General features: G+C 72.7%; 17 protein-coding genes. 7 read left to right on the top strand and 10 right to left on the bottom strand.

Features of this window, described 5'->3' with window-relative positions:
• Positions 1-117: 117 nt before the first annotated feature.
• Complete coding sequence (locus V1634_RS25120) at positions 118-993, top strand: bifunctional DNA primase/polymerase (RefSeq protein ID WP_331210345.1); 876 nt, start codon at positions 118-120, stop codon at positions 991-993.
• Between the two features lie 131 nt (positions 994-1,124).
• Here V1634_RS25120 and V1634_RS25115 read toward each other — a convergent pair whose 3' ends face one another.
• On the bottom strand, positions 1,125-1,646 hold the full coding sequence (locus V1634_RS25115) for an HIT family protein (protein WP_331210371.1): 522 nt from the start codon (positions 1,644-1,646) through the stop codon (positions 1,125-1,127).
• 43 nt (positions 1,647-1,689) lie between these two features.
• Complete coding sequence (gene thrS, locus V1634_RS25110) at positions 1,690-3,738, bottom strand: threonine--tRNA ligase (RefSeq protein WP_331210344.1); 2,049 nt, start codon at positions 3,736-3,738, stop codon at positions 1,690-1,692.
• A 119-nt stretch (positions 3,739-3,857) separates the two neighbouring features.
• Here thrS and V1634_RS25105 point away from each other — a divergent pair, with 119 nt between their 5' ends.
• From V1634_RS25105 to V1634_RS25090, 4 genes are all read left to right on the top strand, one after another.
• Complete coding sequence (locus tag V1634_RS25105; protein ID WP_331210343.1) at positions 3,858-5,009, top strand: class I SAM-dependent methyltransferase; 1,152 nt, start codon at positions 3,858-3,860, stop codon at positions 5,007-5,009.
• A 186-nt stretch (positions 5,010-5,195) separates the two neighbouring features.
• A complete protein-coding gene (locus V1634_RS25100; RefSeq protein WP_331210342.1) occupies positions 5,196-7,403 on the top strand; it encodes a glycoside hydrolase family 3 N-terminal domain-containing protein in 2,208 nt (735 codons plus the stop codon).
• A gap of 103 nt (positions 7,404-7,506) precedes the next feature.
• The gene (locus V1634_RS25095; protein WP_101366818.1) at positions 7,507-8,196 is read left to right on the top strand and encodes a response regulator transcription factor; all 690 of its coding nucleotides are present in this window, start codon (positions 7,507-7,509) and stop codon (positions 8,194-8,196) included.
• A 29-nt stretch (positions 8,197-8,225) separates the two neighbouring features.
• Positions 8,226-9,620 carry a HAMP domain-containing sensor histidine kinase gene (locus V1634_RS25090; RefSeq protein WP_331210370.1) on the top strand — a complete coding sequence of 465 codons (1,395 nt, stop codon included), beginning with the start codon at positions 8,226-8,228 and terminating at the stop codon, positions 9,618-9,620.
• 543 nt (positions 9,621-10,163) lie between these two features.
• Here the strand turns inward: V1634_RS25090 and V1634_RS25085 are convergent.
• Together V1634_RS25085 and V1634_RS25080 are read right to left on the bottom strand one after the other, a co-directional pair.
• On the bottom strand, positions 10,164-11,189 hold the full coding sequence (locus V1634_RS25085) for an adenosine deaminase (RefSeq protein ID WP_331210341.1): 1,026 nt from the start codon (positions 11,187-11,189) through the stop codon (positions 10,164-10,166).
• 9 nt (positions 11,190-11,198) lie between these two features.
• A complete protein-coding gene (locus V1634_RS25080) occupies positions 11,199-12,014 on the bottom strand; it encodes a trans-aconitate 2-methyltransferase (RefSeq protein ID WP_331210340.1) in 816 nt (271 codons plus the stop codon).
• A gap of 93 nt (positions 12,015-12,107) precedes the next feature.
• Between V1634_RS25080 and V1634_RS25075 the strand changes: the two genes are divergently transcribed.
• Both V1634_RS25075 and V1634_RS25070 read left to right on the top strand, forming a co-directional pair.
• A complete protein-coding gene (locus tag V1634_RS25075) occupies positions 12,108-13,091 on the top strand; it encodes an aldo/keto reductase (RefSeq protein WP_331210339.1) in 984 nt (327 codons plus the stop codon).
• 200 nt (positions 13,092-13,291) lie between these two features.
• Positions 13,292-13,498: a hypothetical protein gene (locus V1634_RS25070; protein WP_331210338.1), complete on the top strand. Its 207-nt coding sequence runs from the start codon at positions 13,292-13,294 to the stop codon at positions 13,496-13,498.
• A gap of 121 nt (positions 13,499-13,619) precedes the next feature.
• Here V1634_RS25070 and V1634_RS25065 read toward each other — a convergent pair whose 3' ends face one another.
• From V1634_RS25065 to V1634_RS25040, 6 genes are all read right to left on the bottom strand, one after another.
• Positions 13,620-13,823, bottom strand: a complete 204-nt coding sequence (locus V1634_RS25065; protein ID WP_007075740.1) for a cold-shock protein — start codon at positions 13,821-13,823, stop codon at positions 13,620-13,622.
• Between the two features lie 253 nt (positions 13,824-14,076).
• Positions 14,077-15,645 carry an MFS transporter gene (locus tag V1634_RS25060; RefSeq protein WP_331210337.1) on the bottom strand — a complete coding sequence of 523 codons (1,569 nt, stop codon included), beginning with the start codon at positions 15,643-15,645 and terminating at the stop codon, positions 14,077-14,079.
• 4 nt (positions 15,646-15,649) lie between these two features.
• Positions 15,650-16,342 (bottom strand): LppX_LprAFG lipoprotein, encoded by a 693-nt coding sequence (locus V1634_RS25055; protein WP_331210336.1) that lies wholly within the window; start codon positions 16,340-16,342, stop codon positions 15,650-15,652.
• Positions 16,343-16,414: 72 nt separating this feature from the next.
• The gene (locus V1634_RS25050) at positions 16,415-16,666 is read right to left on the bottom strand and encodes a DUF4235 domain-containing protein (protein WP_407951849.1); all 252 of its coding nucleotides are present in this window, start codon (positions 16,664-16,666) and stop codon (positions 16,415-16,417) included.
• 17 nt (positions 16,667-16,683) lie between these two features.
• Entirely contained in the window at positions 16,684-16,995 is a 312-nt protein-coding gene (locus V1634_RS25045; protein ID WP_331210334.1) for a DUF3618 domain-containing protein, read from the bottom strand.
• A complete protein-coding gene (locus V1634_RS25040) occupies positions 16,992-17,423 on the bottom strand; it encodes a phage holin family protein (RefSeq protein WP_331210333.1) in 432 nt (143 codons plus the stop codon). Before V1634_RS25040 ends, V1634_RS25045 begins: the two co-directional genes overlap by 4 nt.
• Positions 17,424-17,574 lie beyond the last annotated feature (151 nt).

Genomic DNA, 17,574 nt, shown 5'->3' with positions numbered 1-17,574 from the left:
AACACGGAGATCCGGCGGTACCCCGGGTCGAGTCCTGGCCCGAGCCGATCGAGGGTGTCGATCAGACAGGTGTTCGAATATCCTGAGCGTGGGTATCCGGCCGGTGAGGAGGTCGGGATGACACCGCTGCTGCGCGCCGCCCTGGAGTACGCCGCTGCCGGCGTACCCGTGCTCCCGCTGCACTCCCCGACCGCGACCGGCTGCACCTGCCGGCGGCCCGACTGCGACCGCCCGGGAAAGCATCCCCGCTGGCACCGCAGCCTGCTGCGGCACGGCCTGCACGACGCGAGCACCCGACCGGAGGTGATCCGGCGGTGGTGGACCCGCTGGCCGGAGGCGAACCTGGCGCTGCGGACCGGTGACCGGTTCGACGTCTGCGACGTCGACCCGCCGGACGGGGTCGCCGCGCTGCTTGCCGTGGTCCGGGAGCGTCGGATCACCGGGCCGGTGGTCCGGACCGGCTCCGGCGGCTGGCATCTCTACCTGCGCCCGACCGGGGCCGGCAACCGCGGCGGGCTGCTGCCCGGCGTCGACTGGCGCGGAGCCGGCGGCTACGTCGTCGCCCCGCCGTCCCGGCATGCCAGTGGCCGGGACTACCGCTGGATCCGCCGGCCGGACGTGCCGCTCGCCGACTGCCCGCCGGAGCTGACCGCGCTGCTCTTCCCGCCGGCACCGCCGGCCCGTCCGGGACTTCCCGGCCCGGGCACCGCCGATCGGCTGCGGCATCCCGACCGGTACGCCAGCGCCGCGCTCGCGGCCGAGGCCAGCACCGTCGCTGGCGCGGTGACCGGCACCCGCAACACCACGCTCTACCGGGCGGCGTACCACCTCGGTCAGCTCGCCGCGGTGGAGTTGCTGGACGAGCACGACATCACCGTGGTGCTGGCCGACGCCGCCCGGCGCAGCGGGCTCGGCCGGTACGAGATCGCCCGGACGATCCGCTCCGGGCTGCGTACCGGTCGCCGGCATCCCCGGTACGGCCTCGCCGCCTAGCTTCGTCGCCGACCGTGCCGGACCGGACCTCGCGCCGCCGTCCGGGCCGCTCCGGCACCGGTGGTCGGCTCGGCCGAGAAGCGGAGGCACGCCGGGACGGGGAGCCGCAGGGGTCGCCGGCAGTGCGTCGCTCAGCCGGCCGTGGTCGCCCAGGCGTTGGCGAGCAGGGTACGGGTGTCGGCGAGCAGCTGCGGCAGCACCTTGGTCCGGGCGATCACCGGCATGAAGTTGGCGTCCCCGCCCCACCTCGGCACCACGTGCTGGTGCAGGTGGGCAGCGATGCCGGCGCCGGCCACCCCGCCCTGGTTCATCCCGATGTTGAAGCCGTGCGCGTTGCTGACCCGCCGGACCACCCGCATCGCCGCCTGGGTGCAGTCGGCCAGCTCGGCCGTCTCCCCGGCATCCAGCTCGGTGTAGTCGGCGACGTGCCGGTACGGGCAGACCAGCAGGTGCCCGGGGTTGTACGGGTAGAGGTTGAGCACCACGAAGACCCGCTCGCCCCGGTGCACCACGAGGTTCTCCTCGCCCTCCCGTTCCGGGGCGAGGCAGAACGGGCAGCCGGCCGGCTTCTCGTGCCCCTCCCCCGGCCGGTCCGGACCGGAGATGTAGGTCATCCGGTGCGGGGTCCAGAGCCGATCGAGCCCGTCGGGCATGCCGAGTTCCGCGTGGGGCGCCGCGCCTGTCACGCCGACGATCCTACGACCCGGCCTCGCCACCGGTCGGTTCGGCGGTCGGACCGGTGTTGACCCGGGACCGGACCAGCTCCACCACGTGCGCCACCGCGTCGGCGAGCGGTACCCCGTTGCGCTGCGACCCGTCCCGGTAGCGGAACGAGACCGCGCCGGCCTCCACGTCCGCGTCCCCGGCGATCGCCATGAACGGGATCTTCTGCTGCTGGGCGGTACGGATCTTCTTCTGCATCCGGTCGTCCGAGGTGTCCACCTCGGCGCGGATCCCCTCGGCGCGCAGCGCGGCGACGAACCCGTGCAGGTGGGTGGCGTGCTCCTCGCGGATCGGGATGCCGACCACCTGCACCGGGGCGAGCCAGGCCGGAAACGCCCCGGCGTAGTGCTCGGTCAGTACCCCGAAGAAGCGCTCGATCGAGCCGAAGAGTGCCCGGTGGATCATCACCGGCCGCTGCCGACTGCCGTCCGCGGCCTGGTATTCGAGGCCGAACCGCTCCGGCTGGTTGAAGTCGACCTGGATGGTGGACATCTGCCAGGTACGTCCGATGGCGTCCTTGGCCTGCACGCTGATCTTCGGCCCGTAGAAGGCCGCGCCGCCCGGATCGGGCACCAGGTCGAGCCCGGACGCCTCGGCGGCGGTACGCAGCGCCTCGGTCGCCTCCGCCCAGTCCTCGGCCGAGCCGATGAACTTCGGCGAGTCGTCCCGGGTCGACAGCTCCAGGTAGAAGTCGTCCAGGCCGTAGTCGCGGAGCAGGTCGAGGACGAACGCCAGCAGCGTGGTCAGCTCGCCCGGCATCTGCTCCCGGGTGCAGTAGATGTGCGAGTCGTCCTGGGTCAGCCCGCGTACCCGGGTCAGCCCGTGCACCACGCCGGACTTCTCGTACCGGTAGACGGTGCCGAACTCGAAGAGCCGCAGCGGCAGCTCCCGGTAGGACCGCCCGCGCGCCCGGAAGATCAGGTTGTGCATCGGGCAGTTCATCGCCTTGAGGTAATACTCCGCGCCCTCGAACCGCATCGGCGGGAACATCGTGTCGGCGTAGTACGGCAGGTGGCCGGAGGTCTCGAAGAGCTGCGCCTTGGTGATGTGCGGGCTGTTCACGAACTCGTAGCCGGCTGCCTCGTGCCGCCGCCGCGAGTAGTCCTCCAGCTCGCGCCGGATGATCCCGCCCTTGGGGTGGAAGACCGCCAGGCCGGAGCCGATCTCGTCGGGGAAGCTGAACAGGTCCAGTTCGGCGCCGAGCTTGCGGTGGTCGCGCCGGGCCGCCTCCTCCAGCACCTTGAGGTACGCCTTGAGCGCGTCCCGGGTCGGCCAGGCGGTGCCGTACACCCGCTGGAGCTGCGGGTTGCGCTCGTTGCCCCGCCAGTAGGCGGCGGCCGAGCGCATCAGCTTGAACGCGCCGATCAGCCGGGTGCTGGGCAGGTGCGGCCCCCGGCACAGGTCCGACCAGCAGACCTTGCCGCTCTCGGCGTCCAGGTTGTCGTAGATGGTGAGGTCACCGGCGCCGACCTCCATCACCTCACCGGCGTCGAACCCGGTCCCGCCGCCCTCGGTCCCGGCGCCCTTGACCTCGATCAGCTCGAGCTTGAACGGCTCGTCGGCGAGTTCGGTGCGGGCGGCGTCCAGGCTGTCGAAGCGGCGCCGCCGGAACCGCTGGCCGGACTTGACGATCTCCTGCATCCGCTTCTCCAGCCGGTCGAGATCCTCCGGCTGGAACGGGCGGTCGACGTCGAAGTCGTAGTAGAAGCCGTTGTCGATCGGCGGGCCGATCCCGAGCTTCGCCTCCGGAAAGGTGTCCTGGACGGCCTGGGCCAGCACGTGTGCGGTCGAGTGCCGCAGCACGTTGAGCCCGTCCGGCGAGTCCAGGCGTACCGGCTCGACCACGGTCTCCACCTCGGGCGCCCAGTCCAGGTCGCGGAGCTGGCCGCCCGGGTCGCGGACCACCACGATCGCCCCGGGGCCGGCGTGCGGCAGACCCGCCGCGGCCACCGCCTCGGCCGCCGTCGTCCCGGCCGGGACGACGACGGGGTCGACACCGACGGGGGTACGGGCTTGGGACACGGTGGCTCCTTACGATCTCGGACGAATCGGGCGTCACCGAGGGGATCGGCTTGCCCAGATGCTATCGGTCCTGCGTTTTCTTCCTGCCGGCGCCGCTGCCTCGGCGTTAGATTGACGCCGTGGCAGCCGTCGACGCCGTGAGCGCACTACAGCGTAGATACCAGACCTTCTTCGGCACCGGGCCGGGCGTACCCTTCGCGGTGGCTCCGGCCGGTGGCCCGGTGCGGACCTTCGGCACCGGAGCACCGCAGTTCACCATCGTGGTCAAGGACGAGCGGGGCGCCAAGGCGCTGGCCGCACTCGACCAGTTCGCCGTCGCCGTCGCGTACCTCCAGGGGTCGCTGGACGTCGAGGGCGACCTGGCGGCGGCGCTGCGGATGCGTTCGTTCTTCACCGACCGGCATCCGATCGCCTTCCTCGGCCGGTTCCTGCCGACGCTGCTGCGCGGGCGGCGCGAGGACGACCGGCGGGCCATCTCGCACCACTACGACGAGGACTCCGACTTCTTCCTGACCTTCCTCGACCACCGGCACCGCTGCTACACCGAGGGGGTCTTCGCCTCCGACGACGAGCCGTTGGAAGACGCGATGACCCGCAAGATGGACCTGGCGCTGGAGGCGATCGGGGTCGGCCCCGGCGACCACGTGCTGGAGGTCGGCGGCGGCTGGGGCGCGTTCAGCGAGCACGCCGCCCGCCGGGGCCTGCAGGTCACCACCACCACCCTGTCGGTGGAGTCGGAGCGCTTCCTCACCGAGTTGTTCGACCGCGAGCGGCTGCCGGTGCGGGTGGTCCGGGAGCACATCTTCGGCTACTCCCCCGGCGAGCGCTACGACGCGATCGTCAACATGGGGGTCACCGAGCACCTGCCCGACTACCGCACGACGCTGCGCAAGTACGCCGAACTGCTCCGGCCCGGCGGCAGGGTCTACCTTGACGCGCTGGCGATGCGCCGCAAGCACGTCGTCTCCACCTTCATGAAGCGGTACGTCTATCCGGGCGGCTCGGCCCCGCTGCTGCTGCACCAGTACCTGCGGCACGTGGCGCATTCGCCGTTCGAGCTGCTCAACCTGGTCGACGACCGGCACAACTACTACCTGACCTGCCGGGAGTGGGCGCGCCGGCTGGACGACGCCCGGGACGAGATCGTGCGGCGCTGGGGCGAGCCGCTGTACCGGCGGTTCCGGCTCTTCCTCTGGGGCTCGGCGGCCGGCTTCGACACCGGGATGGTCCAGGCGTACCGCTGGGTGCTGCAACTGCCGCCGGCCCGGTAAGGAAGGGCCCCCTCTTATCGCTTTCTGTTGTAGAAGGGCCCCCTCCTTGCATCCGGGATTGCGGGTGGGAGCGCTCCCGCTTAGGGTGGTGGCGGAGCCGAGAACGACGATCGTCGATTGCTGCGGTCACCGTACGGCGGGGAGCGGCGCCGGACGTGCGGGAACCTACCGCCGGAAGGACGTCCCGTGCCCACCCGACCTCCCGCCGCACTGCTCGCCGCCGCCCTGCTGACCCTGGTCGGCATCGGTGTCGGCGCCCCCGCCCCGCCGGCCGCCAGCGCCGCCGCGCTGCCCTACCAGGACCCGGCGCTGCCGGTCGCCACCCGGGTCGACGACCTGCTCGGCCGGATGAGCCTGGACGAGAAGATCGGCCAGATGACCCAGGCCGAGCGCGCCTCGGTCACCCCCGCCGACATCACCACCTACCGGCTCGGCTCGGTGCTCTCCGGCGGCGGCTCCGCGCCCACCCCGAACAACGCCGCGAGCTGGGCCGACATGTACGACCGGTTCCAGAACGGCGCCCTCGGCACGCCGCTGGGCATCCCGATGATCTACGGCTCGGACGCCGTGCACGGGCACAACAACGTGGTCGGCGCGACGATCTTCCCGCACAACATCGGCCTCGGCGCCACCCGGGACCCCGAACTGGTCCGGCGGATCGGCCGGGCCACCGCCGAGGAGGTCGCCGGCACCGGGGTGAACTGGACCTTCGCCCCGTGCCTCTGCGTGGCCCGCAACGACCGCTGGGGCCGCACCTACGAGTCGTTCGGCGAGGATCCGGCCCTGGTCAGCTCGATGACCACCGTGATCGACGGTCTCCAGGGCGACTCGCTCTCCGGCCCCGCGTCGGTACTGGCCACCGCCAAGCACTACCTCGGCGACGGCGGCACCACGAACGGCACCGACCAGGGCAACACCCAGCTCTCCGAGGCCGAGCTGCGGGCCGTACACCTGCCGCCGTTCGCCGAGGCGGTCCGCCGGGGCGTCGGCTCGGTGATGATCTCGTACAGCAGTTGGGACGGGCAGAAGCTGCACGGGCACGACTACCTGATCAACGGCCTGCTCAAGGGCGAACTCGGCTTCGACGGCTTCGTGGTCTCCGACTGGAACGGCATCGACCAGCTCGACGGCGCCACCGGATTCACCGCCGCCGAGGTACGGCAGGCGGTGAACGCCGGCATCGACATGGTGATGGCGCCGACCGGCTGGCGGCAGTTCATCACCCACCTGCGGGCCGAGGTGCAGGCCGGCCGGGTGGGCCAGGCCCGGATCGACGACGCCAACCGGCGGATCCTGACCAAGAAGTTCGAGCTGGGCCTCTTCGAACGGCCGCTGGCCGACCGGTCGTACACCTCGACGGTGGGCAGCGCGGCACACCGGGCGCTGGCCCGGGAGGCGGTGGCGGCCTCCCAGGTGCTGCTGAAGAACGACGGCGGCATCCTGCCGCTGGCCACCGCGAACAACCGGATCTTCGTGGCCGGCAAGAGCGCCGACAACATCGGGTACGCCAGCGGCGGCTGGACGGTCTCCTGGCAGGGCGGCAGCGGGGCGATCACCCCCGGCACCAGCATCCTGCAGGGGATCCGGAACGCGGTCGCCTCCTCCAGCACGGTCACCTACAACGCCAGCGGTACCGGCATCGACAGCTCCTACCGGGCGGCGATCGCGGTGGTCGGCGAGACGCCGTACGCCGAGGGGCGCGGGGACCGGCCGAGCGGGATGGGGCTGGACGCCACCGACCTGGCCACCCTGGACCGGTTGCGCGCCTCCGGGGTACCGGTGATCGTGGTGCTGGTCTCCGGCCGGCCGCTGGACATCGCCGGCCAATTGCCGAACTGGCGTGCCCTGCTCGCCGCCTGGCTGCCCGGCACCGAGGGCGCCGGGGTGGCCGACGTGCTGTTCGGGGTACGCCCGGCCACCGGCCGGCTGCCGATGAGCTGGATGAGCAGCGCGAGCCAGCAGCCGATCAACGACGGCGACGGCAAGACGCCGCTCTTCCCGTACGGCCACGGCCTCGGCTACGCCAGCCAGCCGCCGAGCACCCCGCCGCCCAGCACCCCGCCACCGGCCGGCGCCGCCTGCCAGGTGACGTACGCGGTCGACGAGTGGGGCGGCGGATTCTCCGCGAACCTCACCGTCCGCAACACCGGTACCTCCGCGCTGACCGGCTGGACCCTCGGTTTCGGCTTCCCGGCCGGCGGGCAACGGGTGGTGCAGGGCTGGTCGGCCCGGTGGACGCAGTCCGGCAGCGCCGTCACCGCGACGAACGAGAGCTGGAACGGCACCCTGGCCGCCGGCGCCTCGGTCGGGCTCGGCTTCACCGGCAGCCACACCGGCAGCAACCCCCGGCCGACAGCGTTCACCCTGAACGGGCAGTCCTGCGGCACCGGCTGAACGGTGCCCGGTCCGCCCGGAGTCGCGCTGGTGGCATATTCCGGGCGGACCGCCGCACCAGCCACCGATTCACCCGACTTGCCATGGGCAGTACGGTCATCAGGTGGCCACCGTCCTCCTGGTCGAAGACGACCATGTCGTACGCGGCGCCATGCTGCGCTCCCTGGCCGACCGCGGGCACGCGGTGCACGCGGTCGGTACGGCGCTCGACGCGCTGCGCCGGGTCGCCGCCGAAACCCCCGACCTGGTCGTACTCGACCTCGGGCTGCCCGATCTGGACGGCGCCGACGCGCTGCGGATGCTGCGCGGCATCACCGACGTGCCGATCATCATCGCCACCGCCCGGGACGACGAGCAGGCGATCGTCCGGCTGCTCCGGGCCGGTGCCGACGACTACATGGTGAAGCCGTTCACCGGCGCCCACCTGGACGCCCGGATCACCACGGTGCTCCGCCGGGTCGGCCGGGCGAGCCGGACGGTCGAGCCGGCCGTACACTCCGTCGGCGGGCTGCGGATCGACGTCGGCGAGCGGAGCGCACACCTCGACGGGGTGCCTCTGGCGCTGACCCGCAAGGAGTTCGACCTGCTGGCCTATCTCGCGGCGCGGCCCGGCCGGGTAGTGTCCCGCCGGGAACTGTTGGAGGAGGTATGGCGGCAGCCATCGGTCGGCGAGGATCAGACCATCGACGTACATCTGTATTGGCTCCGCCGCAAAATGGGCGAGTCCGCGGCGAAGCCCCGCTACCTGCGCACCGTGCGGGGGGTCGGGTTCCGGTTGGTGGTACCGGACTGAGGTTGGCGCTGGCCTACCTCGGGGCCGGCATGACCACCATCGTCGCGCTCGCCTTCCTGATCCCGCTCGGCACGGCACTGCAACGCGACGCCCGGGAGGACGCGCTCGGCGACGCCGCCCGGCGCAGCGCGGTGGTCACCGGCGCGCTCGCGGTCAGCGCCGACCCGGCCGTGGTCCGCCGGGTCGTCGAGTCGACCGCCGGCAACACCGGCAACCCACCGGTCGTGCACGGCCTGTCGCTCGGTGGCAACCCCCGGGCCGCCGCCGGTGACGTCGACCGGGCGATCCGAACCGGCACCCCGGTCGTCGCCGAGGTCGCGGGGGGCGTCGTCCGGCTCGAACCGGTACCGGTCGCCGGCCGGGTGCTGGTGGTGGAGGTCTTCGTCTCCGAGGCGGCGCTGACCGCCGGTACCGGCGGCACCTGGCTGATGCTGATCCTGGTGGCGATCGGGCTGGTGATCGCCTCGGTGATCGTGGTGGACCGGCTCGCCGGCAAGGCGGTCGCCTCGGCCCGCGGGCTGGTGCAGGCGGCGCTGGCCGTCGGCGACGGCGACCTGGAGGTACGCATCCAGCCGAGCGGGCCCCGCGAGCTGGCCGAGGCCGGGTACGCCTTCAACCGGATGGCGGACCGGCTCGTCACCTCGCGCACCGACGAACGGGAACTCGTCGCCGACCTGTCACACCGGCTGCGTACCCCGCTGACCGTGCTGCGGCTCGACGCCGACGCGCTCGACTCCGACGACACCAGCGTCGGGAACTTCAGCGCTGCCGAACTGGACCGGCGCCGGACGATCCGCCGGATCCGGCAGGCGATCGTGACGCTGGAGGGCGAGATCGACGTACTGATCAACACCACCCGGAAGACGGTGGCCCAGGAGGCCGCACCGGGCAGTTGCGACGTCAGCGAGGTGGTCCGGGACCGGATGGTCTTCTGGTCGGCGCTGGCCGGCGACCAGAACCGGTCGCACCGGGTCATCGGGGCGCACACCCGGATCCCGGTGCCGGTACCCCGGGCGGAGCTGGCCGCCGCGCTGGACGCGGTGCTCGGCAACGTCTTCCGGTACACCCCGCAGGGCACCGCGTTCGAGGTCGCGGTCACCCGTCGGGACGGCTACATCGCGGTACGGGTGGACGACGCCGGCCCCGGCATCGCCGACCCGGACCGGGCGCTGCGCCGGGGGGCCAGCGACCGCGGTTCCACCGGGCTCGGTCTGGACATCGCCCGCCGGGTGGCCCAGCAGGCGAACGGCTCGGTGAGCATCGACCGGGCCCGGCTCGGCGGGGCGAGCGTGGTCATGCTGCTGGCCGACCCGGACGCGGCGCCCCGACAGGTGAGCCGGTTCGGGCTGGTCGGCCGGCTGGCCCGGGAGAAGGACGCGGTCACCCGCCGCCGCTGGTCCCGGCCGCGTTCCTCCGGCGACTAGCCACTCCGCCGGCGACTGACGCGCTCCCCCGACGATGGCGCGCTCCGCCGGCGACTGACGCGCTCCGCCGACGGTGACGCGCTGATGGCGCGCTCCTCCGACGACTGACCCGGTCACCGGCCGGAGCCGGTGGCCTGCGCCGCCCCCCGGCGCACCGGTCGGGAACCCCTTTCCCGGCCGGATCGGGCGTCCTGGCAAGGAGTTTCTGGTTCCGCGCAAGTCTTCCTTAGGTCTGGATTAACGCGCGTCCGAGTGGCCCGCCCCGGTGGCAACATCGAACGCGATCCCATCCCGCTCCACCGGGCCAACTACCCACAGATGTTTGCCCCGATCCGGCCCGTGGAGCCTGGCGCGCGGCGGAAGCACGGTCCCCCACACCTGGCTTCCGTCGCGCGCCGACACCAACGGCAGAGGTCGGGCCGGCGTACCGCCGCGACGTGCGCGGGACGTACCGGTCGATCTCGGCCCCATGATCGCTGACCCGGCGCGGCCGCCCGCAGCACCCCGCGCCGGGTCAGCCTGTCTTTCCCGGTGGACGCCCGGTCAGGACCGGTACCCGGCCAGGTAGGCGTCGATCTCGGCGATCAGCTTGTCCCGCTCCGGCGCCGCCAGGAACGAGGCGGTGACGGCGTTGCGGGCCAGTCCGGCCAGCCCGGCGGCGTCGAGGTCGAGCAGCCGGGCGGCGACCGCGTACTCGTCGTTGAGGGTGGTGCCGAACATCGGCGGGTCGTCGGAGTTGACCGTCACCAGCAGGCCGGCCTCGACGAGCCGGGGCAGCGGGTGCTCCTCGATCGAGCGGACCGCCCGGGTCCGGACGTTGGAGGTCGGGCAGACCTCCATCGGAATCTGCCGCTGCGCGAGGTGTTCCAGCAGCTCCGGGTCGTGGACCGCCGAAATGCCGTGCCCGATCCGCTCCGCACCCAGGTCGCGCAGCGCGTCCCAGATGGTCCCCGGCCCGGTGGTCTCACCGGCGTGCGGCACGGAGCGCAGTCCGGCCGCCCGGGCCTGGTCGAAGTACGGCTTGAACTGCGGCCGGGGAACCCCCACCTCCGGGCCGCCGAGCCCGAAGCTGACCAGCCCGTCCGGCCGCTCGTCGAGGGCGATCCGCAGGGTCTGCTCGGCCGCCGGCAGCCCCGCCTCGCCGGGGATGTCGAAGCACCAGCGCAGCGAGATGCCGAGTTCGGTCTCGGCGGCCCGCCGGGCGTCCTCGATCGCCTCGCAGAAGGCGGGTGCCGGGATCCCCCGGTGCACGTGCGAGTACGGCGTGACCGTCAGCTCCGCGTACCGGACCTGCTGGCGGGCCAGTTCCCGGGCCACCTCGAAGGTGAGCAGCCGGACGTCGGACGGGTCGCGGATCAGATCGACCACGCTGAGGTAGATCTCGACGAAGTGGGCGAAGTCGCGGAACTCGAAGTAGCCGGCGAGGGCCTCGGGGTCGGCCGGTACCCGGGTCCGGCCCTCGTGCCGGGCGGCCAGCTCGGCCACGATGCGCGGCAGCGCGGAGCCGACGTGGTGCACGTGCAGCTCCACCTTGGGCAGTCCGGCGATGAAGGCCGAGAGGTCGGTCACGGAAACTCCCTACTGACGTGCGCGGGTACGGGCGACGAAGAAGACACGGTGGAACGGGAACTGCACCAGCCCGTGCCGGACCGGGTACGCCTCGACCAGCCGGTCGTGCAGCGCGGACCGGAACTCGTCCCAGTCCGTACCCGCGCCGCCGAGCGCGGCCCGGACCGGACGAAGCGCCGTCCCCTCCATCCAGGTCAGCACCGGATGGTCGGTGTCGCCGGAGGCGGGGAGCAGGTGCACGTAGGTAGTTTCCCAGGCGTCGACGGCGCAGTTCGCACCGGTCAGCAGGGTGGCGTAGCCGGCCGCGTCGGAGACCGGGGCGGCCCGGAGCAGGTCGGCGACCAGGTGCCGCCAGCGGGGGACGTCGGCCACCTCGCGCAGCGCCCGGTGCGAGGCGGCGTCGAAGTTGCCCGGCACCTGGACCGCGAGCCAGCGGTCGGGGCCCAGTTCGTGTGCCCAGCGCAGCAGCAGCTCCTGGTGCCCGGGGACCCATTGCAGCACGGCGTTGCAGACCAGCACGTCGACGTCGGGGTCGGGTGTCCAGGTCCGGGCATCCGCCAACGCGAACTCGACCCCGCCGCCGGGCGGGGCGGTTCCGGCCGGCGGAGCGGTGCGGGTGGCGGTGGCGATCATCTCGGTCGAGGAGTCGAGCCCGACGATCCGGGCGGCCGGCCAGCGGGCGGCCAGGGTCGCGGTCAGGTTGCCGGGGCCGCAGCCCAGGTCGACCACGGTCCGGGGCCGCTGCGCGGCGACCCGGGCGAGCAGGTCGTAGAAGGGCCGGGAGCGTTCGTCGGCGTACCGGAGATAGCTGGCCGGGTCCCACATGACTCTCCTCCAAACCGTACGTACGTCTTGTTTAGCATACCGGCACCGTCCCGCCCCCGCAGGCCCGATTCCGTCCGGGATAGGCTCGCCGGCGTGGAAAAGCGGAGATTCGCGCGGTTGAACCGCGAGGTCGGCGTCGTCGGGCTCGGCGCCTGGCAGCTCGGCGCCGACTGGGGCCAGGTCAGCGAGTCCGAGGCCCTGTCGGTGCTGACCGCCGCCGTCGAGGGCGGAGTCACCTTTCTGGACACTGCCGACGTCTACGGCGACGGGCGCAGCGAGCAACTGATCGGCCGGTTCCTGCGCGAGCGGCCCGACGCCGGGCTCACCGTCGCCACCAAGATGGGCCGCCGGGTACCGCAGACCCCCGACGCGTACGTCCTGGAGAACTTCCGGGCCTGGACGGACCGGTCCCGGGCGAACCTCGGCGTGGAGGTGCTCGACCTGGTGCAGTTGCACTGCCCGCCCACCCCGGTCTTCTCCACCGACGCCGTCTACGACGCCCTGGACACCCTGGTCGCGGAGGAACGCATCGCGGCGTACGGGGTCAGCGTGGAAACCTGCGACGAGGCGCTCGCCGCGATCGCCCGGCCCGGGGTGGCCAGCGTGCAGATCATCCTCAACGCGCTGCGGCACAAGCCGGTCGAGCGGGTACTCCCGGCCGCCCTCGCCGCCGGAGTCGGCATCATCGCCCGGGTGCCGCTCGCCAGCGGCCTGCTCTCCGGCCGGTACGACGCGCACACCACCTTCCCGAGCGACGACCACCGCAACTACAACCGGCACGGTGAGTCGTTCGACGTCGGCGAGACGTTCTCCGGGGTGGACTACGAAACCGGGCTGGAGGCCGTACGGCGACTGCGTCCGGCGGTGCCGGAGGGGGCCACGATGGCGCAGTTCGCGCTCCGCTGGATCCTCGACCAGCCCGGCGTCACGGTGGTCATCCCCGGTGCCCGTAACGCCGAACAGGCTCGCGCCAACGTCGCCGCCGCCGCGCTCGCGCCACTGCCGGCCGAGGCCGCCGGGACGGTGGACGCGGTCTACGCCGAACTCGTCAGACCGCAGGTGCACGACCGCTGGTAGCCGACCGACCGGAGCGCTGCCGCACCGCGAGGCGACGTGCGCCCCGGCGCACCGCACGGTTTACTGACCGCAACGGGTTCGTTGCCGAACGGATGCGACCGTTCGGTCGGAGTGGATGCGACCGATTCGGGCTGGAGCGGATGCGACCGGTTCGTCGCGGAGGTGGTGCGACATCGGCACGGGAAGGAGCAACGAGACAGATGAAGGGGTGGCTCCCGCTCACGCTCGGGCTGCTGGCCGTCGTCGTCGGCGCCGTGTGGACGCTACAGGGGCTGGGCCGGCTGGGCGGCAGTGTGATGACCGGTGAACCACTCTGGGCCGTGATCGGCCCGGTGGTGGTGGTCGCCGGGCTTGTCCTGGTGGTGCTGGGCCTGCGCGCCCGCAACCGGGGCACACCGCCGCCCTGACCTGTGCCGCCGACCAGGGCCCGACAGACCGGATACGCGTCGAGCCCCGCGGGGCCGCGGGGCTCGACGTGGATCCCAAAGCAATCGAAACTCGGGCCGGCGGGGGCCGGCCGTCACGGAATCAGATGGGGCGAACCTGCTCCGCCTGCGGCCCCTTCTGGCCCTGAGCGATCTCGAACTCCACCCGCTGGTTCTCCTCCAGCGTGCGGTAGCCGCTGGTCTGGATGGCCGAGAAGTGGACGAACACGTCAGCACCCCCGCCGTCGACGGTGATGAAGCCGAAGCCCTTGTCTGCGTTGAACCACTTCACGGTTCCCTGCGCCATGTGTATCTCCTTCTAAAACTGGCGGCCGAGCACGCCGTGCGGCCGGTTGGCCGTTTTCGAGCAGCGGCGCCTTGAGTCGGCCCCCACGAAGGAGGACTTCTCTCGACCCACGCCATCTCTCAACAGCGTGGAACAGCAAACCACGTACGCAAAAACTTCGCATAGCCTACCCGACGAAATTCTCCGACATGTGACCTGAGAACGCGCCCGGTGGCCCTCCAGGCATCGACGGCAGGGCACGGCGACGACACCGCTATCCGGACGAAACAGGATCAGCCCGGGAACTCCGCCCGGCCGCGTCACCGGCCGGCACGGCCGGCTCGGCAACACCGTCGCGGCCGCCGAGCGCAACCGCCGCAACGGCGGCGAGCAGGCAGAACAGGGCCGCACCGGTGAACATCTCGGCGTACTCGACCCGGAGCGCCGCGCGCACCGCGGCCGTGTACTCGGCGACCTGCTGCTGGTAGACGGCACGGTCCACACCGAACGGCAGCGGGGTCACCAGGTCGGCGGTGAGTTGCTGGAACCGGTGCAGCCCCCAGGCGGTGACGGCGGCGACCCCGAGCAGCATGCCCACCATCCGGGCCACCACCAGTGCGGCGGCGGCGACTCCGTGCTGTACCGGCGGCACCGCACGGAGTACGACGGAACTCAGTGGTGCGATGACCAGCCCGAGACCGAAACCGGCCAGTGCCAGGTCGGTGTCGACCCGGGGCAGCCCGACCGGCCCGATCGGGTACCGGGCCGCCATCGCCTCGACCGGCCAACCGGCGATCAGCAGGTAGCCGAGTACGGCCAGCGCCAGGCCGCCGACGGTGAGGGTACGGTCGCCGAGCCGACGGGCGAGCAACCCGCCGAGCACCGCACCGACCGGCAGCGCCACGAGGAACCGGGTGAGCAGCAGCGCTCCCTGCACCGCATCGCGGCCGAGTACGGTCTGCGCGAAGAGTTGCACGTCGACCAGGGTCACCAGCAGGGCGGCACCGGCCAGCGCGCTCACCCCGAGGGCGACCAGGAAGGGCCGCATCCGTACCCCGGTCGGATCCAGCAGCCGGGTCCGGGCCCGGGCCTGCCAGAGCAGGAACCCGGCGAAGACCACCACCCCGGCCCCGACGGTGACCGGCCCCCAGGGCGGCAGCAGCGAGCGCGCCGGATCGGGGTTGTAGAGGCCGACCACCAGCAGCCCGAGCGCGACCGCCAGCAGCAGCCCGCCGACGACGTCGACCCGCTGCCGCACGGCATCCGGCCGGTCCTTCCGGGCCGGCAGCGTCAACCGGACCACCACGATCGCCACCGCCGCCAGCGGCAGGTTCACCCAGAAGACACCGCGCCAGCCGACCAGCGCGGCGAGCCCGGCGCCGTAGAGCGGGCCGAGCACGCTGCCCAGCTCCTGCGCCGCGCCGACCAGCCCCAGGGTCAGCGCCCGGCGCCGGGCCGAGCCGAGGTCGGAGACCAGCGCCATCGTCACCGGCAGCAGCGCGCCGCCGGCCAGACCCTGCAGGCCCCGACCGGCGACCAGCAACGGCAGGCTGTCGGCGAGTGCGGCCAGCACCGAACCGGCGGCGAAACCGGCCAGGCAGACCTCGATGACGACGCGCCGGCCGTACCGGTCGGAGAGCCGGGCGAGCAGCGGCATCCCGGCGACGTAGCCGAGCAGGTAGCCGGTGACCACCGGAGTGGCCCGTTCCAGTCGGTTGACCGGTACCCGCAGGTCGCCGAGGATCTCGACCAGCAGGGTCACCACGACGTACGCGTCGAGGGCGGCGAGCAGCACCGCCGCGCCGCCCACCCCGATCGCGAGCCGGCGACCGGCCCGCGGCACGGGATCAGGGGACACGGATGGTGACCGGAGCGTCGTACTCCGAGAAGGTCACCGTCACCGTCCCGGTCTGGCCGGGTACCGGGAACCGGGCCCGGTGCAGCAGCCGCCGGTCGGTACCGATCCAGAGCGTGCCGGTGACGTCCGCGCTGACCCCCGGCACCAGGTTGCCGAGCGCGGTGCCGGGCAACGTCCCCTCGATCCGGTACGTCTCGACCCCGTCGACCTTCTCCCGGCCCCTGGTGGTGCCGGTGGCCGTACCGACGAGGTTGGCGACGCCACGGTCCGGGGAGAGGATCGCGGTCGGGTCGTAGATCGCCGCGGCGGTCGCCAGCGGCAGCTTCTGCCAGCCGCCGGTCAGCCCGTTGACGTGCAGGGTCTCGTCCTTGACCACGAAGGACAGCTCCAGCGGCAGCCCGCCCTGCTCGATCTTGGCGGTCCCCTGTGCCTCGCCGGCCGCGGTGATCACGCCCTCGGCGGCGCTGATCCCGAGGCTCTCCGCCGCCCCCTCGGTGGCGATCGCGAACCGGGCGGTCTTGACCGTCCCCAGCTCGGTCGCCGCGTCCTTGAGGAGTTCGGCCGCCTCGGGCAGGGCCGTGGAGTCCGCCCCGGCGGGGTCATCGGCGCCCCGGTCGGTGCAGCCTGCGGAGACGGCCAGAAGCAGGCTCAGCGCACCGGCGAGAGCGAGGGATCGACGCATGAACCGAAGCGTACTCACGACCGGCGGCCCGGCGGCGGTGATCCCGCCCCGGGCCCCACCGAACGGTCGGATCTAGTCGGGCCAGCGGCCGGTGAGCCGGCGTACGCCGATCGCGCCGCCCCGGTCCACCGCGGCCCGGACCACCGAGAAGATGGCCCCCTGCAACGCGGCGGCGGCCAGGATCTCACCCCAGTGCCGGTCCTCGTCGATCGCGTCGGGCGCCTCACCGTCGCCCGCGGTCATCTTCCACACCTGCCGGAACACCGCACCCGCGGCCACCCCGGCGGCCATGCCCAGGAGGATGCCCACCGGCCGGTAGGCCATCTTGCTGACTGTCCTGCTCACCCACGTCTCCCTCGTGCCATCAGCACCACGACCGCCAGCGCCAGCGCCCCGGCCGCGAAGACGGCCCAGGACACCGGGTGGCGCAACGCTACCGAACCGGCGTCGTGCACGGAGGACCGGACGTTCGCGGTCGTCTGCCCGGCCCGCTGCACCATCCGGTCCCTGGTCTGCACCGCCGAGCCCTTGATCCGGGCCTTGACGTCCGCCTTCGCCGCCAGCGCCTGGACCGTCTCGCCCAACTCGGCCCGGGTCTGCCGGATCTCCGCCCGGAGCGCCTCCGGGTTGCGGTAGCCGTTGCTGCGACTCATCCCTGTCCCCTGTCCCGGACCGCCGACGCCACCGTACGCACGTCCGCGCGCAGGCTCTCCGCCGTCGCCTTCGGCATCGGTGGCACCGCCCGGCGTACCTGGCCTCGGCCGAGCAGCGCGAAGATCCCGGCGACGATGAAGAGCGCCCCGGCCACCACCAGCGCGGCGGCCCAGGCCGGAATCACCAGGGCCAGTCCCAGCACCGCGCCGGCCACCAGGACGCCGAGTCCGCAGAGCGCCAGGAGGGCGCCGCCGCCGAAGAGACCCGCCGCGATCCCGGCATGCCGACCCTTCTCGGCCAGCTCCATCCGGGCCAGCGCCAGTTCGTCACGCACCAGCCGCGACACCTGCTCGGTGGCGCGCTGCACCAGCTCGGCGGTGGACTGCTCCGCGACCGGTCGAGCGGAGTCGCGTACGACATCGGCCATGCTGCCCTCCTATCCCGGCTCCTGAGCTGTATGCCCCGGTCGCCGGTGGTTCAATCCTGCCGACCGTTGCTGGCGCCGGATGTCCGTTTCGTCGGCGCGGAATCTGCGATCGTCGCGCCCGTCCACCGGTGCCGAGCCGACGGCCCGTCGA

The organism is Plantactinospora veratri (genome assembly GCF_036421995.1).
GTDB classification, from domain to species: Bacteria; Actinomycetota; Actinomycetes; order Mycobacteriales; family Micromonosporaceae; genus Plantactinospora; species Plantactinospora veratri.
This window is presented reverse-complemented; position numbering and strand designations above follow the sequence as displayed.

Excerpts from the sequence above, each read along its gene's own strand:
- V1634_RS25040 (WP_331210333.1), bottom strand. The coding sequence starts at position 17,423 with ATGGCCGATGTCGTACGCGACTCCGCTCGACCGGTCGCGGAGCAGTCC.
- V1634_RS25090 (WP_331210370.1), top strand. The coding sequence starts at position 8,226 with ATGACCACCATCGTCGCGCTCGCCTTCCTGATCCCGCTCGGCACGGCA.
- V1634_RS25065 (WP_007075740.1), bottom strand. The coding sequence starts at position 13,823 with ATGGCGCAGGGAACCGTGAAGTGGTTCAACGCAGACAAGGGCTTCGGC.
- V1634_RS25120 (WP_331210345.1), top strand. The coding sequence starts at position 118 with ATGACACCGCTGCTGCGCGCCGCCCTGGAGTACGCCGCTGCCGGCGTA.
- V1634_RS25055 (WP_331210336.1), bottom strand. The coding sequence starts at position 16,342 with ATGCGTCGATCCCTCGCTCTCGCCGGTGCGCTGAGCCTGCTTCTGGCC.
- V1634_RS25045 (WP_331210334.1), bottom strand. The coding sequence starts at position 16,995 with ATGAGTCGCAGCAACGGCTACCGCAACCCGGAGGCGCTCCGGGCGGAG.
- V1634_RS25080 (WP_331210340.1), bottom strand. The coding sequence starts at position 12,014 with ATGTGGGACCCGGCCAGCTATCTCCGGTACGCCGACGAACGCTCCCGG.
- V1634_RS25050 (WP_407951849.1), bottom strand. The coding sequence starts at position 16,666 with ATGGCCTACCGGCCGGTGGGCATCCTCCTGGGCATGGCCGCCGGGGTG.
- V1634_RS25115 (WP_331210371.1), bottom strand. The coding sequence starts at position 1,646 with ATGCCCGACGGGCTCGATCGGCTCTGGACCCCGCACCGGATGACCTAC.
- V1634_RS25070 (WP_331210338.1), top strand. The coding sequence starts at position 13,292 with ATGAAGGGGTGGCTCCCGCTCACGCTCGGGCTGCTGGCCGTCGTCGTC.